This is a genomic window from Streptomyces anthophorae, from assembly GCF_049310305.1.
Classification (GTDB): Bacteria; Actinomycetota; Actinomycetes; order Streptomycetales; family Streptomycetaceae; genus Streptomyces.
The window spans coordinates 4,197,548-4,212,097 of sequence record NZ_JBLWQQ010000001.1 but is presented as its reverse complement, the minus strand read 5'-3'; the positions used below and the strand labels follow the sequence as shown (position 1 = coordinate 4,212,097).

Annotated in this window: 14 protein-coding genes; 8 read left to right on the top strand and 6 right to left on the bottom strand. The window is 71.4% G+C overall.

Annotated features, from left to right (window positions below; all coding sequences use genetic code 11):
* The first annotated feature begins 74 nt into the window (after positions 1–74).
* Positions 75–785 (top strand): pentapeptide repeat-containing protein, encoded by a 711-nt coding sequence (locus ACNYS0_RS18885; protein WP_422475139.1) that lies wholly within the window; start codon positions 75–77, stop codon positions 783–785.
* A 21-nt stretch (positions 786–806) separates the two neighbouring features.
* Here the strand turns inward: ACNYS0_RS18885 and ACNYS0_RS18880 are convergent, their stop codons facing one another.
* The 3 genes from ACNYS0_RS18880 to ACNYS0_RS18870 are packed head-to-tail and all read right to left on the bottom strand — an operon-like array spanning position 807 to position 3,246.
* Complete coding sequence (locus tag ACNYS0_RS18880; RefSeq protein WP_422408638.1) at positions 807–1,307, bottom strand: hypothetical protein; 501 nt, start codon at positions 1,305–1,307, stop codon at positions 807–809.
* A gap of 56 nt (positions 1,308–1,363) precedes the next feature.
* Complete coding sequence (locus ACNYS0_RS18875; RefSeq protein WP_422475137.1) at positions 1,364–1,996, bottom strand: response regulator; 633 nt, start codon at positions 1,994–1,996, stop codon at positions 1,364–1,366.
* Positions 1,993–3,246: a sensor histidine kinase gene (locus ACNYS0_RS18870; RefSeq protein ID WP_422482721.1), complete on the bottom strand. Its 1,254-nt coding sequence runs from the start codon at positions 3,244–3,246 to the stop codon at positions 1,993–1,995. Before ACNYS0_RS18870 ends, ACNYS0_RS18875 begins: the two co-directional genes overlap by 4 nt.
* A 344-nt stretch (positions 3,247–3,590) precedes the next feature.
* On the opposite strand from ACNYS0_RS18870, the gene ACNYS0_RS18865 reads away from it, so the two are divergent.
* From ACNYS0_RS18865 to ACNYS0_RS18850, 4 genes are all read left to right on the top strand, one after another.
* The gene (locus ACNYS0_RS18865; protein ID WP_422475135.1) at positions 3,591–4,160 is read left to right on the top strand and encodes a GlcG/HbpS family heme-binding protein; all 570 of its coding nucleotides are present in this window, start codon (positions 3,591–3,593) and stop codon (positions 4,158–4,160) included.
* 242 nt (positions 4,161–4,402) lie between these two features.
* Positions 4,403–5,005: an ankyrin repeat domain-containing protein gene (locus ACNYS0_RS18860; RefSeq protein ID WP_422475133.1), complete on the top strand. Its 603-nt coding sequence runs from the start codon at positions 4,403–4,405 to the stop codon at positions 5,003–5,005.
* Complete coding sequence (locus tag ACNYS0_RS18855) at positions 5,002–6,147, top strand: YncE family protein (protein WP_422475131.1); 1,146 nt, start codon at positions 5,002–5,004, stop codon at positions 6,145–6,147. The genes ACNYS0_RS18860 and ACNYS0_RS18855 overlap by 4 nt, the downstream gene beginning before the upstream one ends.
* A gap of 49 nt (positions 6,148–6,196) precedes the next feature.
* Entirely contained in the window at positions 6,197–7,597 is a 1,401-nt protein-coding gene (locus ACNYS0_RS18850) for a M1 family metallopeptidase (protein WP_422475129.1), read from the top strand.
* Here ACNYS0_RS18850 and ACNYS0_RS18845 read toward each other — a convergent pair.
* The gene (locus tag ACNYS0_RS18845) at positions 7,590–9,158 is read right to left on the bottom strand and encodes a M4 family metallopeptidase (RefSeq protein ID WP_422482720.1); all 1,569 of its coding nucleotides are present in this window, start codon (positions 9,156–9,158) and stop codon (positions 7,590–7,592) included. The genes ACNYS0_RS18850 and ACNYS0_RS18845 overlap by 8 nt on opposite strands.
* Positions 9,159–9,433: 275 nt before the next feature.
* A complete protein-coding gene (locus tag ACNYS0_RS18840) occupies positions 9,434–10,009 on the bottom strand; it encodes a TerD family protein (RefSeq protein ID WP_422408644.1) in 576 nt (191 codons plus the stop codon).
* Positions 10,010–10,209: 200 nt separating this feature from the next.
* Between ACNYS0_RS18840 and arfB the strand changes: the two genes are divergently transcribed.
* Entirely contained in the window at positions 10,210–10,635 is a 426-nt protein-coding gene (gene arfB, locus ACNYS0_RS18835; protein WP_422475127.1) for an alternative ribosome rescue aminoacyl-tRNA hydrolase ArfB, read from the top strand.
* A 235-nt stretch (positions 10,636–10,870) separates the two neighbouring features.
* On the opposite strand, the gene ACNYS0_RS18830 is transcribed toward arfB, so the two are convergent.
* Positions 10,871–11,455, bottom strand: coding sequence for a flavin reductase family protein (locus ACNYS0_RS18830; protein ID WP_422408646.1), 585 nt, complete (start codon positions 11,453–11,455; stop codon positions 10,871–10,873).
* Positions 11,456–11,758: 303 nt separating this feature from the next.
* Between ACNYS0_RS18830 and cdgB the strand changes: the two genes are divergently transcribed.
* Together cdgB and ACNYS0_RS18820 are read left to right on the top strand one after the other, a co-directional pair.
* On the top strand, positions 11,759–13,444 hold the full coding sequence (gene cdgB, locus ACNYS0_RS18825) for a diguanylate cyclase CdgB (RefSeq protein ID WP_422475125.1): 1,686 nt from the start codon (positions 11,759–11,761) through the stop codon (positions 13,442–13,444).
* A 111-nt stretch (positions 13,445–13,555) separates the two neighbouring features.
* Positions 13,556–14,488, top strand: coding sequence for a carbohydrate-binding protein (locus ACNYS0_RS18820; RefSeq protein ID WP_422475123.1), 933 nt, complete (start codon positions 13,556–13,558; stop codon positions 14,486–14,488).
* Positions 14,489–14,550 lie beyond the last annotated feature (62 nt).

The following is a 14,550-nucleotide window of genomic DNA, read 5'->3' as shown; positions in this document are numbered from 1 at the left end:
GTGACATCGCACCGTTCGCGCAGGTCACTTGGGGGCCGGCGGGGATTGTCAGTGGGGCCGTGCAGCATGGGGTCATGAGCGACAGGCGTGGTGGTGCGGGGCGGTCCGCGGGGCAGGCGGCGGGCCGGGCCCCGGCGAAGGTGAAGAAGGCGCGGCGGCCCCAGGTGCGGCTGCCTCCGTTGGCGCCGTGGGCGGGGCGCGGCCTCGAACCCGACGGGGACTACGACGGGGTGGAGTTCCGGGACGTCGACCTCGCCGGGCAGGAGGGGATCGGGGCGCGGTTCATGGACTGCGCGCTGGCGGCGTGCGCGCTCGACGAGGCGGGCCTCGCGCGGGCCAGATTCATCGACTCGGTCCTCACCGACGTACGGGGTGTGGGGACGAACCTGGCGGAGGCGACGCTGCGGGACGTGGAGGTGGTGGACGCCCGGCTCGGCGGGGTGCAGCTGCACGGGGCGGCCCTGGAGCGGGTGGTGATCAGGGGCGGGAAGATCGACTACCTGAACCTGCGGAAGGCGCGCCTCAAGGACGTCGTGTTCGAGGGCTGCGTGCTGGTGGAGCCGGACTTCGGGGGCGCGCGCCTGGAGCGGGTGGAGTTCGCGGGCTGCGTGCTGAAGGGCGCCGACTTCTCGGCGGCGACCCTGACGGACGTCGACCTGCGGGACGCGGCGGAGCTGGGGATCGCGCGGGGCGTGGACCGGCTGGGCGGAGCGGTGATCTCACCGGCCCAACTCATGGATCTGGCCGGGGTGTTCGCGGCGGAGCTGGGGGTTCGGGTGGAGTAGGCGCCCGGGAGTTCCGGCCGGTTACGGGAGGCGGGGGAAGCGGGCCTGGAGGTCCCACAGGGCCGGGTTGTCCGCCAGGTCCTCGTGCATGTCCGTGAGGTCGGCGAGCAGGTCGTGCAGGAAGTCCCGGGCCTCGCGGCGCAGCGCGGAGTGGGAGAAGGTCAGCGCGGGCTCCTCGGCCGGCATCCAGTCGGCCTCGATGTCCACCCAGCCGAAGCGGCGCTCGAAGAGCATGCGGTCGCTCGACTCCGTGAAGTCCAGTTCGGCGAGCTGCGGGGTGGCGGAGCGGCTGCCGCGCGGGTCCCGGTCCAGCTGCTCGACGATGTCGCACAGCGCCCACGCGAAGTCGAGCACCGGAACCCATCCCCAGGCTGTGGACACTTCCTGGTCGGCCTTGGTGTCGGCCAGGTACACATCGCCGCAGAACAGGTCGTGGCGCAGCGCGTGGACGTCCGCGCGCCGGTAGTCCGTCTGCGGCGGGTCCGGGAAGCGGCGGGAGAGGGCGTAACCGATGTCGAGCACGTAGAGATGGTGTCACGGGCGGGGGCCCGGCCCGCACGGGCGCGGTCCCCGGGGCCTCACGGCAGCAGCCGCTGCTCCTTCGCCACCGATACGGCACCGGCCCGGGTGTCCACGCCGAGCTTGTCGTAGATCCGGCCCAGGTGGGTCTTGACGGTGGCCTCGCTGATGAACAGGGCCTTGGCGATCTCCCGGTTGCCGAGGCCGTGCGCGAGCTGGGCGAGGATGTCGCGCTCGCGGTCGGTGAGCGTGGGCCGCGGCTTGCGCATATTGGCCATGACGCGGCTGGCCACGGGGGCGGACAGCGCGGTGCGGCCCTCCGCGGCGGCGTGGATCGCGGCGAACAGCTCCTCGGGCCGCTCCGCCTTGAGCAGATACCCCGTCGCGCCCGCCTCGATGGCGCGGGTGATGTCGGCGTCGGTGTCGTACGTGGTCAGGACCAGCACGTGCGGGGTGGGCTCGGGGCCCGACGTGAGGCGGCGGGTCGTCTCCACGCCGTCCATGCCCGCGCCCAGCTGGAGGTCCATGAGGACGACGTCGGGCCGGAGTTTCGCGACCAGCGCGATCGCCTCCTCCCCGCCCCCGGCCTCCCCGACGACCTCGATGTCCGCGGCACTGTCCAGCAACGCGAGCAACCCGGCACGAACGACGACATGGTCGTCGCAGAGGAGGATGCGGATGGGCTGGGTCATGACGACTCCGTTTCATCGTTCAAGCGTTGGTGCCGGTCGGGCGCATCTGCCCATTCAAGCCCCGCCGGCGATTGAGGCGCGGGGTCCGGGGCGGAGCCCCGAGGCGTCACCCCCGTCGCCGGTGAAAGGGGAATCGAGGCGGACACCACCGCTCCCTCACCCGGCGCCGACTCGAGCGACAACCGGCCACCCAACTGCCGCACCCGCGCCCGGATCGCCGGAATCCCGTGCCCCCGCACCCCGGACCCCCCGGAGGGCAACGCGGACGGATCGAACCCACGCCCGTCGTCGGCGACGTCGAGGACGACCTGGTCGTCGAGCAACGTCAGCGTGATCACCGCGCTGCCCGCCCCCGAGTGCTCCCGCACATTCGCGAGCGCGCCCTGCGAGATCCGCAGCAGCGCCGACTGCACCCGGTCGGGCAGCCGGTCCGCGCGCCCGTCGTCGTCGACGCGGACCTGGACGGCGAGCCGGTCGCCGGACTCCCGCGCGGCCACCGCCCGCAGCGCCTCCGCCAGGCCGTGGGCCAGGTCGGCGGGGGCCAGATCGTGCACGAAGCGGCGCGCCTCGGTGAGGTTGTGCTCGGCGATCGACGCCGCCGTGCCGACGTGGGCGCGGGCCTTGCCGGGGTCGGCCTCCCACACCCGCTGCGCCGCCTGCAACAGCATCTGCTGGCTGGACAGGCCCTGCGCCAGGGTGTCGTGGATCTCCATGGAGAGCCGCTGCCGCTCGGCGAGCGTGCCCTCGCGGCGCTCGGAGGCGGCCAGTTCGCGGCGGGTGCGGATCAGATCGTCGATGAGCCTGCGCTGCCGGGCGGCCTGCCGCTTCATCTGAAGGAACACGGCGGTCGCGATCACCACGACGGCCGGCGGGCCGAGCAGCAGGTCCGGGTCGAGGCGGCCGGCGAGCCGTAGCTGGGCGAGGATGACGAGCACCGTCAGGAGCCCCACCAGGACGAGCGCGGCGCGCGTCGGCAGGGTGCGCAGGCCCGTGTAGAAGAGCGGCACGGCGCACCACGCGAAGCTCGGCGCGAGCACCACGAGCACCACCCACACCGCGACGACCAGCGTCAGCCACGCCCGCTGCCCCACCGTGGCCCGCTCCGCGACGCCCCGCACCAGCCCGGCCCCGTACACGAGGGCCAGGACCGCGGAGAGCGCGACGATCCACGGGGTGCGCCCGTCGTGCGAGTGGCGCAGCAGGAAGCGCGCCAGGGCCACGGCCAGGAGCAGGAAGAACGAGGCGTGCATGACGGCGGTGAGGCGGCGGATGTCGGTGTCGTAGCCGTCGCTGTGGTGGACGCCGTTGTCGGCGTGCTCCGACCGGTTCCGGGTCACGGTTCCCGCACCTCCTCACGGCGTCGACCTGGGCAAACAATCCCATTGTCGCCGGGTTGTACGCCCCTGGGGTCAACCGATCGGATGACCTCGGCGTCGACCGCCCGGCGCGCCGCGAGGAGCCGGTCCGTCGAGGGGTGAGGGGCGGTTGCGGACCCAGGATGGAAGGCAGAGCGGGACGGCGGAACGGCAAGCGCCTCCCGGTCGACCTCTCCTCCCTCTGCTCGCCCCCTCCCCTTCACCCAGGAGTCGTTCCCATGCAGCACGCCAAGAAGGTCTCGAAGCGCACCCGCCTCATCACCGGCACCACGCTGGCCGCCGCCATCGCCGTCGGCGGGTTCGGCGCGTACTCGGCGAGCGCCGCGGACTCGGAGCCGGCCGCGCAGGCCGCCGCCGCCAAGCCCGCCGCCGCCAAGGCCGGTAACACCTTCGAGTCCAAGCACCTCACCGTGGACGCCGCGACCGACGCCGCGCAGGCCGTCCTCAAGGCCGCGAAGAAGGAGAACCAGAAGGTCTCCGTCGCCGTCGTCGACCGCAACGGCAACACGATCGTCGAGCTGCGCGGTGACGGTGCGGGGCCGCAGTCGCCCGAGTCCGCCGTGAAGAAGGCGTACACCGCGGTGTCCTGGAACGCGCCGACGTCCGAGCTGACGAAGCGGCTTGAGCAGACGCCGAACCTGAAGGACATTCCCGGCACGCTGTTCCTCGCGGGTGGGGCGCCGGTCGCCGCGGACGGTGCGCCCATCGCGGGGATCGGTGTGGCCGGGGCGCCCTCCGGTGACCTGGACGAGAAGTTCGCCCAGGCGGGCGTGGCCACCCTCAAGTAACCGGTCTCTCAGCCCCGGGGCCCGTTCACCGGCAACGGTGTTGCGGCCTCGGGGCTCTGCCCCGGACCCCGCTGCTCAATCGCCGCAGGGGCTTGAAATGGCCCCGCTGCTCAGTCGCCGCAGGGGGCTTGAAATGGCCCCGGTGCCGGATCGCCGCAGAGGCTTGAAGAATGTACGCGGACCGCCTGATACCGAAGAACGGCACGATCCTGCGGCGCGCAGGGGACCTATGGAGCCGCACCATGCAGCACACCGAGAACAACCGAACGCTCCTCGCCGCCGCCGCGCACGGTGACATCGACGCCGTGCGGGCCGCGCTCGCGGCAGGCGCCGACGTCGAGGCCCGTGACGCGCACCGTCGTACGCCGCTCCTCCTCGCCGCCCTGAAGGACCACGTCGCCGTCGCCGAGACCCTCGTCGCGGCCGGCGCCGACCCGAACGCCCAGGACGAGCGGGACGACAGCGCGTGGCTCGCCACCGGTGTCACCGGGTCCGTGGAGATGATGCGCGCCCTGCTGCCCGCCCGGCCCGACCTGAAGGTCACCAACCGGTTCGGCGGCATCTCCGTCATCCCGGCCGCCGAACGCGGCCATGTCGACTACGTGCGCGCCGTGCTCCGCGAGACCGACATCAACGTCGACCACGTCAACCGGCTCGGCTGGACCGCCCTGCTGGAGGCCGTGATCCTCGGCGACGGCGGCCGCGCGCACCAGGAGATCGTCGAGCTGCTCATCACGGCGGGCGCCACCCCCGACCTGCCCGACGGCGACGGCATCACTCCCCTTGAGCACGCCGAGCGCCGCGGTTTCGCCGGGATCGCCGGCCTGTTGCGGGCCGTTCAGTGAGGCGCGCGGCCCTCGCGGCGATCGCCGTCGCGGTCCTCGCCACCGGATGCGCCACGACGCGGGACGACGCGAACTCCCGTCCCAGCAAAGCGAGTTCACCAGCGAAGAGCCGGCCCGACGGCACCTCCGAAACCTCCGAAACCCCCAAGGCCGCCAAGACCCCCGACGGCACCCTCCTCGTCGCCGACTTCGGCGCCGACACCGTCTCCTTCGTCGATCCGGCCCCCGGCAAGGGCGCCTTCGACTCGGTGAAGGTCGGCCACGCCCCGTACGGGCTCGTCGTCGGTGACGACGGCCGGGCCTGGGTCGCCACCGCCGAGGGCGTCGCGGTCGTCGACACGGACAGCCGCGAGCGCGAGGCCCTCATCCCGTACGAGACAGGGGGCCTCGGCCCGGTCACCGACGGCGAGTACCGCGGCGGCGGCATGGGCATCGCGCTGGCGCCCGACGGCGAGCACGCGTACGTAGGGGTCAATGTCCCGGACGGGAACGGGGCGTTGGAGACCATCGACACCCGGACACGGAAGGTCACCGACACCGCCTCCGTCGGGCGGCGGCCCTTCGATGTCGACGTGTCGCGCGACGGGCGTCAGGTGTACGCCACCGACCACGACTCCTTCGACGTCACCGTCCTCGACACCCGCGGCGGCGACACCCGCCGCATCGAGGTCGCCCCGTACGGCACCGAAGGCGGTCTCGGTTCGTGGCTGAAGCCGCACTACGCGGCCGTCCGGCCCTCCGACGGCAGGCTGCTCCTCCCCTTCGAGGGCGAGAAGCTCGTCGTGGTCGACCCGGACACCGGCCGCTCGACCGTCGAGCGGATGACCGCCAACACGCATCAGCACGGCGTCACGATCACCCCCGACGGGACGCTGTTCGCCGTCGGCACGGGCCCCATCGACCCGTCCGAGGACGAGGGCCCCTCGCTCACCGTCCGGACGCCCGGCGGCAAGGAGAAGGTCGTGCCGCTCGACGGGCCGCACGAGGACGTCGCCTTCTCCGATGACGGCCGGACCGCGTACGTCAGCGGCGGCTTCACCCGCGACGGCTACTGGAACGGCATCACGGTCGTCGACATCGACAGCGGCGACACCCGCCGACTGGCGGCGGGGGAGCGGCCGTTGGGGATCGCCGTCCTCTGAGGTCCCGCCGGACGCCTGTACCGGGTCGGTGGGGCCATAGGATCTCGGCGTGCGCCGCCGACTCCGCCTCCCCGCCGCTCTGCTCAGCGTCCTCGCCGCCGTCGCCGCGTGCGACGGCGGCGTCCACGGCACGCCCGGCGCCTCCGGCCTGCGCGATCCGTACTTCCCCAAGCTCGGGAACGGCGGCTACGACGTCGGCCACTACGCCCTCGACCTCTCCTACGATCCGGGCACGCGCCACCTCTCCGGGACCGCCGAGATCACCGCGACCGCGGAGCAGGCGCTCAGCGCGTTCAACCTGGACCTCAAGGGCCTGACGGTGCGGAAGGTCACCGTCGACGGCGAGCGGGCCGTCGCCAGCCGTGCCGGGCACGAGGTGACCGTGCGGCCGCACGACGAGCTCCCCAAGGGGCACACCTTCCGCGCCACCGTCCGCTACGACGGCGAACCCGTCGCGATCACCGACCCGGACGACACGGGCGAGGGCTGGCTGCGCACCGCCGACGGCGCGCTCGCGCTCGGCGAACCCACCGGCTCCATGGCCTGGTTCCCCGGCAACCACCACCCCTCGGACAAGGCGACGTACGACATCCGGATCACGGTCCCCGACGGCGTACAGGCGGTTTCCAACGGGGAGTTGAGAAGCGCGAAGCGCTCGTCCGACGGGCGGCGCACCGCGTACGACTGGCGGGTGCGGCAGCCGATGGCGAGCTATCTGGCGACCGTCGCCGTCGGAGAGTTCAGGACCGAGCGGGGCCGCACGCCCGCCGGGATCCCCGTGTACACAGCCGTCGACCCTTCCGAGGCGAAGGCGAGCGCGAAGGTGCTCGACCGGCTGCCGGAGGTCGTCGACTGGGAGACGAAGAGGTTCGGCGCGTACCCGTTCTCGTCCACGGGCGCGATCGTCGACCGGGCCGGCGACGTGGGCTACGCCCTGGAGACCCAGAACCGGCCCGTCTACCCCGGTGCCCCCGATCTCGGCCTGCTCGTCCACGAGACGGCGCACCAGTGGTACGGCGACTCGGTCACCCCGAAGTCATGGCGCGACATGTGGCTGAACGAGGGCTTCGCGACGTACGCGGAGTGGCTGTGGGACGAGGACCACGGCGGGCACACGGCGCAGCAGACCTTCGACGCGATCATGAAGCGGCCCGAGAGCGACGGCGTCTGGGCCTTCCCGCCCGCGAAGCCGCCGAACGCCGCACACCTCTCCGACGACCCGGTCTACGACCGCGGCGCCATGGTGCTGCACAAGATCCGCGGCACGATCGGGGACGCCGACTTCTTCGCCCTGCTGAAGAGTTGGGCGAAGGACAACAAGTACGAGAACGCCGACACGGACGACTTCACCGCGTACGTGGAACGCAGGAACCCCGGCAAGGGCGAGGCCCTCGCCGGGGTCTGGGAGACCTGGCTGTACGGGAACGGCAAGCCGGAATCGGCTAGTTGACGTTCACGGCCTTCCAGGCGGCGGCGACGGTGGTCGCCTCCGTGCTGCTCGCGCCGTACAGGTCGCCGGCCGCCTTGATCGTGGCCGTGCGCGCGGCCGCGTAGTCGGTCGTGGACGTCATGTACGTGGACAGCGCCTTGTACCAGATCTGCACGGCCTTGTCCCGGCCGATGCCGGTGACGGTGGAGCCGTCCGACGTCGGCGAGTCGTAGTTCACGCCGTTGACGGTCTTCTTTCCGCTGCCCTCGCTGAGCAGGTAGAAGAAGTGGTTGGCGACGCCGGACGAGTAGTGCACGTCGAGGCGGCCGGTGGAGCGCGACCAGGCGTCGGCGGACTTGCCGTCCTTGCTCGGCTTGTCCATGTAGCGCAGCGGGGTGCCGTCGCCGTTGATGTCGATCTTCTCGCCGATGAGGTAGTCGCCGACGTCCGCGGTGTTGTTCGCGTGGAACTCCACCGCCGTGCCGAGGATGTCGGACGTCGCCTCGTTGAGGCCGCCGGACTCCTTGCTGTAGTTGAGGTTGGCCGTGGCGGCGGTCAGGCCGTGGCTCATCTCGTGACCGGCGACGTCGAGCGAGGTCAGCGGGTGGGTGTTCCCGATGCCGTCGCCGTACGTCATGCAGAAGCAGCTGTCGTCCCAGAACGCGTTGACGTAGGCGCTTCCGTAGTGGACGCGGGAGTACGCGGCCTTGCCGTCGCCCGCGATGCCGCTGCGGTTCAGGGACTCCTTGTAGAAGTCCCAGGTCTCGGCGGCCCCGTAGGCGGCGTCGACGGCGGCGGTCTGCCGGTCGGCCGCGGTGCCGTCGCCCCACTTGTCGTCGGCGTCGTGGAAGAGGGTGCCGGTGCCGGACGTGCCGCCCTTCAGGTCGTACGTCTTGTGGCCGCCGCGTCCGCCGTCGACCAGGTCGTAGCCGCCGGAGGCCGCGGTGGAGCCGACGGTGACGGCGCCGCTGTACATGCTCGTACCGGTGCCGTTCTCGATGGCCTGGTACTTGTAGAGCACCTTGCCGCTGTCGGCGTCGGTGATCACGTGCAGCTCGCTGGGCGTGCCGTCGCGCTGGGTGCCCTTGACGACGGTCTCGTACGCGAGGGTGGGCGCCTTGCTTGCGTCGGCGGCCCAGACGACCTTGTGCGCGGTGTCGGCGGTGGCGCCCTCGACCGAGTCGCCCGCGGCGGACTTCGCGGACTTCTTCGCGGTGGCGGTGCCGGTGGCGGCGTCCGTGGACGCCACGGTTATGGAACCCTTGCGCGCCTTGGTGGTGCCCTTGAGGGCACCGCCCTTGGCGGTGTGCACGACGAGGTCGCCGCCGAGGACGGGCAGCCCGTCGAAGGTGCGCTCGTAGCGGGTGTGCGTGGTGCCGTCGGCGTCCTTGACGACGTCGCGGGCGATCAGCTTCTCGCCGTCGGCGAGCTTCAACTTCTCGGCGGTCGTGGGGGATTCGGCCTGCGCGTCCTTGAGGGCGGTGGCCCGCTGGGAGGCGCTGAGCGGGAGCGCCGTGGCGCCGTCCGCACGATCCGTGGCGGCGTTGGCCGAGGTGCCGGCCGTGACACCGACGACCACCATGGCGGCGGACGCGGCGAGAGCGGCGAGGCGGGGAGCGGTAGAGCGGATTCTCACTCGGACTCCTTAGGTACCCGTGGGGATGGGTGCGTGGGGTTCGGAGGGAGAGTGGCACCTGCGATCAGTCCGGTGACAGAGACCTGTCAAAACTTTGCCGGTTCGTGTCCGACTGGCGCCGGTGATTGTCCGTTAATCGACGGGTGTGGCCGAAAGGGCCGGGCCCCGGCCCGCCGCTGTGCGCGGCGTGCCGGGGCCCGGCCCCAACTCCTTGGCGAACGTCAGACGTTCACGCCGAAGTCCTGCGCGATGCCGACGAGGCCCGAGGCGTAGCCCTGGCCCACGGCGCGGAACTTCCACTCCGCGCCGTTGCGGTACAGCTCGCCGAAGACCATCGCGGTCTCGGTCGCGGCGTCCTCGGAGAGGTCGTAGCGCGCGATCTCGGTGCCGCCGGTCTGGTTCACGATGCGGATGTACGCATTGCGGACCTGGCCGAAGTTCTGCGTGCGGGTCTCGGCGTCGTAGATCGAGACCGGGAAGACGATCTTGTCGACGTCGGCCGGGAGGGCCGACAGGTTGACGTTGATCGCCTCGTCGTCGCCCGCGCCCTCGCCGGAGCGGTTGTCGCCGGTGTGGACGATGGACTGGTCCGGCGTCTGCTTGTTGTTGAAGAAGACGAAGTGACCGTCCGAGTAGACCTTGCCCTCGGTGTTGACCGCGATGGCCGAGGCGTCGAGGTCGAAGTCGGTACCCGTGGTGGTGCGGACGTCCCAGCCGAGGCCCACGGTGACAGCGGTCAGGCCCGGAGCCTCCTTGGTGAGCGAGACGTTGCCACCCTTGGACAGGCTTACTGCCATGGTTCGGGAGTCCTTCCCTCGTTAAATACGGACGTACTGGTTGTACGTGTGCAGCCGAAGCTACTCGTACCAGTAGGAACGCCGTGAGGGGTGGGGAAGGTTCCAGGTCTCTTTACTTTCTTTACCCGGAGGCCACGGGGCGCCCGTGGGCCCGGTAAATGCGGGTGACGCGGACCGTACGGACGCGCGACCATGGACGCATGTCCGGTCCCTATCCCATCCGCGGTTCGGTCGTCCTCCCGGAGGCCGAGCTCCTTTGGCGTTTCTCGCGGTCCTCCGGGCCGGGCGGCCAGCACGTGAACACGTCCGACTCGGCGGCGGAGGTGCGCTTCGACCTCGCGTCGACGGAATCGCTGCCGCCGGTGTGGAAGGAGCGGGCCCTGGAGCGGCTCGCCTCCCGCCTGGTGGACGGCGTGATCTCCGTACGGGCCTCGGAACATCGCTCGCAGTGGCGCAACCGGGAGACGGCCGCGGTCCGCCTCGCGGCACTCCTTGCGGAGGCCACCGCGCCGCCGCCGAAGACGCGGCGCCCCACGCGCGTCTCCCGCGGCGTCAACGAACGCCGCCTCCGCGCCAAGAAGGCCCGCTCCGAAACGAAGCGGGGGCGGTCGGGGCGGGATTGGTGATTTCGGCCCGGGTGGGCATTTCAAGCCCCCCCCGGCGATTGAGGAGCGGGGTATGGGGCAGAGCCCCAAGCCCAGCCACGGCTGCCCGGCGTTGCGCTCCCGGGGCTCTGCCCCGGACCCCGCTGCTCAATCGCCGCAGGGGCTTGAATTGCTCACCCGCCCCCGGGGCTTGATTGGCCGCATCGCAGGGGCTTGAAATGGTCACCCGCCCCCGGGCATGAATGCCGCAGCGGAGCTATTTGCCCAAGTTGCGGTACTTGCCGCGGAAGTACAACAGGGGGCCGCCCTCCGCGCTGGGCAGCGACGCCGACAGCACCCGGCCGATGACCAACGTGTGGTCACCCGCCACCACCGTGTTCTCCGTCCGGCACTCCAGCGTCGCCAACGCCCCGCCCACCAGCGGCGCCCCCGTGTGCTCCCCGCGTACGTAGGGGATGTCCTGGAACAGGAGCCGGTCGCTGAGGCGCCCCTTCATGGCGAAGCGGCCCGCGATGTGGCTCTGGGACTCCGAGAGGACCGAGACCGCCCACAGCGGCTGGTCGTCCAGGAGGTCGTCCATGCGGGAGCTGTTGCGCAGCGACACCATCACGAGCGGCGGGTCGAGGGAGACGGACATGAAGGCCGTCGCCGTCATGCCCGCGTCCTCGCCGGCCGGACCGTCGGGGTCGAGCTGAGGCTCGTGCGAGGTCAGCAGGACGACGCCTGCGGCCAGGCGGGACAGGGCGGCACGGAACTCGTCGTTGCTCACCCCCTCAGCATGCCCGGCGGGGGCGGTGGGGGCCGTGGGGGAGGGGACAGTGGCGGGGGACGTCTTCAACACGCCTTCAACGCTAGCCTCGCGCCCACGCGCCCCGCATCGGGCCGATGACCGAGGCCGGTCCTAGGACCATCGGTGCGGTTCGTGTTCAGGAAACGCACAGAACCCACCCAGCAGTACGACCCAATCCTTCATCTCCTGCTGTGACTTGAGTCACAGGTGCCATAATTTGTTGACCCTGTGTACCGGGTGCACAGCTCGCTGTGATTCAGTGGCGTCGACACTGCTAATGAACGTGCTGCTGCACGTGCGAAGCGAACCGATCCGAATTCTGGAGTGCTGTCGAGGTCTCGGGGAGAACTGAGCATGGAGACCGAGTCGGAGCCGTACGTCCGTCTTGCGACCCTGCGTCAGCTGCACCAGGTGATGGCGGACATGAACACCGCCCGCAGTCTGGCCGACACCCTCCAGACCGTCGCGGACGGGGTCGTGAGCGGGCTCGGGTACGAGCTGGCGTGCGTGAACCTCGTACGTCCCGACGGTGATCTGGTCGTCGCCGCCTTCTCGGGCAATTCCGCGGCCGAGGCCCTGATCACCGGGCGCGTGGGCTCCCGCGACGCGTGGGACCGCCGCCTCGCCATGGGCAAGCAGTGGGGCGAGCTGCGCTTCATCCCGCACACCGAGGGCTGGGTGCTCGACGAGGACGACGTGCCGCAGTGGTTCACCGCGGGCCCGCCGCCCCGCTTCGAGGACGAGTGGCACCCCGCCGACCGGCTCTTCGCGCCGATGTATGCGACCGGGACCTCCGGCGGCGAACTGCTCGGCGTGATCTCCGTCGACCGCCCGCGCAACGGCCGCATCCCCGGCGCCTGGGGCCGCGAGGCCCTCCAGATGTACGCCTTCCAGGCCGCCATCGCGATCAGCAACGCCCGCCTGCGGTCCAACATGCAGCGCGCCCTGGTCCGCCTGGAGCGCGAGCAGCAGGCGCTGCGGGCCAGTGAGGAAAGCTTCCGGCAGGCCTTCGAGTACGCGCCCTCCGGGATGGCCATCGCCGAAATGGGCGGCGACCAGCACGGCCGGATCCTGCGCACCAACGACGCGCTGTGCCGCCTGCTCGGCCGCCCGGCCTCGGCCATGCGCCGCTACTCGTTCTCCGACCTCGTGCACCCCGAGGACATCGGCACGCTGCTGCGCACCTCCGCCGAGGGCGGCCGCGCCGAGCTGCGCCTCGCCCGCCGCGACGGCACGTACGTCTGGGTGTCCCTGCGCAACTCGGTGGTCGCCGACGCCGCCGACGGGCCGCGCTTCCTGCTCACCCACGTCGAGGACATCGAGGAGCGCAAGCGCCGCGAGCTGCACCTCGCCCACCGCGCCTCGCACGACTCGCTCACCGGCCTGCCGAACTCGGCGGAGCTGCGCTCCCGCCTGGCCGCCCGCCTGTGCCGCCGCCCCCAGGGGCCGGGCCCCAGCGCCATCGACTCCCTCGACGCGGCCTACGGCGACCACCGCGGCACGGACGCGAACGGGATCGGCTTCGACTTCGGCGCCCCCGTCCCGCACCAGTCGAACCTCTACGAGGGCTTCGACGGCTTCGACCACCATGTGCACGTCGCCGCGCCCGAGCACGACGAGTCCTCCGGCGCCGACAACGGCACGAAGGGCCTCGCCGTCCTCTTCTGCGACCTCGACGGCTTCAAGTCGATCAACGACAGGTTCGGGCACAACGCGGGCGACGCCGTCCTCATCGAGGTCGCCCGCCGCCTGACCAGCGTCGTACGGGACGGGGACACGGTCGCCCGGCTCGGTGGTGACGAATTCGTCGTGCTCGCCGACGGGCTCGGCCGCGAGGACGCCCAGGATCTCGCCGTCAGGTTGCGGAACGCCATCATTCCGCCGATTCGGGTGGACGGCCGCGCGGTCCGGGTAGGGGCCAGTTTCGGCATCGGCTGGGCCCACTGCGGCATGACGGCGGAGGAAGTGCTGCAATCCGCTGACCAGCGCATGTACGTAGAGAAAAGATCCCGTAGTAAGCAGCACAGGCGGGCCGGATAGCCCCTACATTGGGCGCGGTTCCGCGGTCCCGGTGAGGTCAAGGCCACGCCGTGGGGTCACTCGCAGCGGGTACCCTCGCCGAGGTAAGCAACGTGTAGGGAGTGATCTGGGATGGCGCCCGGCAACAACAGCGGGAGCACCACGCCCGAGGACGACGATCCGTTCGGCTATCTGTACGCCGACGGGCAGGCGGCCGGGGCGACCCCGCCCGAGGGCGCGGGCGGTGGCTACGGCTACCCGAGCCCGCGGTCCTCCTACCGGGCCAATCAGATCCGTACGGTCGGCGAGCGCCAGTACGGGCAGACCCAGCCGACCCAGGCGTACCAGCAGCCGAACGCGCACTACCAGGCGCCCGAGACGATGCCCGGCGGCGGCGTGCCCAGCCAGCCGGGTCCGCCGACGGCGCCCATGCGCGGGGGCGGCCGCGGCCGTGGTCCGAACACGAAGGCGCTGCTGATCGGTGCGGTCGCCGTGGTCGCGGCCGTCGTCATCGGCATCGGCGTCGCCATGCTGAGCAACGACTCGGGCGACGACAAGGGCGAGGCCGGCGGCAAGCCGTCCGGCGGCTCGCAGTCGGTGCAGCCGAGCGAGACGGCCTCGAAGTCGCCGTCCGCGAAGCCGGTCGACCTGCCGAAGACCGACGCGAAGACCCTGAAGCTGGCGGGCGGCACGTCCACCGCCTCCGACGTGCCGGGCGCGAAGGCCGACGGCGGGGTGTACGTCGCCGGGTTCAACAAGGTCGGCGCGAGCCTGACCTGGACCGTCAACGACATCCCGAAGGACGGCGCGTACAAGCTGCACGTCGACTACGGGGTGCCCGGCAAGGACTCCGACGCCACGATCGACGTCAACGGCAAGAAGCAGTCCCGGCCGCTGAACATGACGAACTTCGCCGGCGCCAAGGAAGGCGACTGGGAGAAGGGCTGGACGAACACGTGGGCCATCGTCCAGCTCACCAAGGGGACCAACGCGATCACGGTCTCCTGTGAGCAGGGCAACAAGTGCGACGCCAACTTCGACCGCATGTGGCTGACGCAGGGCTGAGTCCTGCTGCCCTGCCGGCGGGCAAACCCCGTGCGGCGGGTAAATCAAGCCCCGCCGGCGAT

Excerpts from the sequence above, each read along its gene's own strand:
- ACNYS0_RS18840 (WP_422408644.1), bottom strand. The coding sequence starts at position 10,009 with ATGGCAGTAAGCCTGTCCAAGGGTGGCAACGTCTCGCTCACCAAGGAG.
- ACNYS0_RS18860 (WP_422475133.1), top strand. The coding sequence starts at position 4,403 with ATGCAGCACACCGAGAACAACCGAACGCTCCTCGCCGCCGCCGCGCAC.
- cdgB (WP_422475125.1), top strand. The coding sequence starts at position 11,759 with ATGGAGACCGAGTCGGAGCCGTACGTCCGTCTTGCGACCCTGCGTCAG.
- ACNYS0_RS18865 (WP_422475135.1), top strand. The coding sequence starts at position 3,591 with ATGCAGCACGCCAAGAAGGTCTCGAAGCGCACCCGCCTCATCACCGGC.
- ACNYS0_RS18885 (WP_422475139.1), top strand. The coding sequence starts at position 75 with ATGAGCGACAGGCGTGGTGGTGCGGGGCGGTCCGCGGGGCAGGCGGCG.
- ACNYS0_RS18875 (WP_422475137.1), bottom strand. The coding sequence starts at position 1,996 with ATGACCCAGCCCATCCGCATCCTCCTCTGCGACGACCATGTCGTCGTT.
- arfB (WP_422475127.1), top strand. The coding sequence starts at position 10,210 with ATGTCCGGTCCCTATCCCATCCGCGGTTCGGTCGTCCTCCCGGAGGCC.
- ACNYS0_RS18820 (WP_422475123.1), top strand. The coding sequence starts at position 13,556 with ATGGCGCCCGGCAACAACAGCGGGAGCACCACGCCCGAGGACGACGAT.
- ACNYS0_RS18845 (WP_422482720.1), bottom strand. The coding sequence starts at position 9,158 with ATGGTGGTCGTCGGTGTCACGGCCGGCACCTCGGCCAACGCCGCCACG.
- ACNYS0_RS18870 (WP_422482721.1), bottom strand. The coding sequence starts at position 3,246 with ATGCACGCCTCGTTCTTCCTGCTCCTGGCCGTGGCCCTGGCGCGCTTC.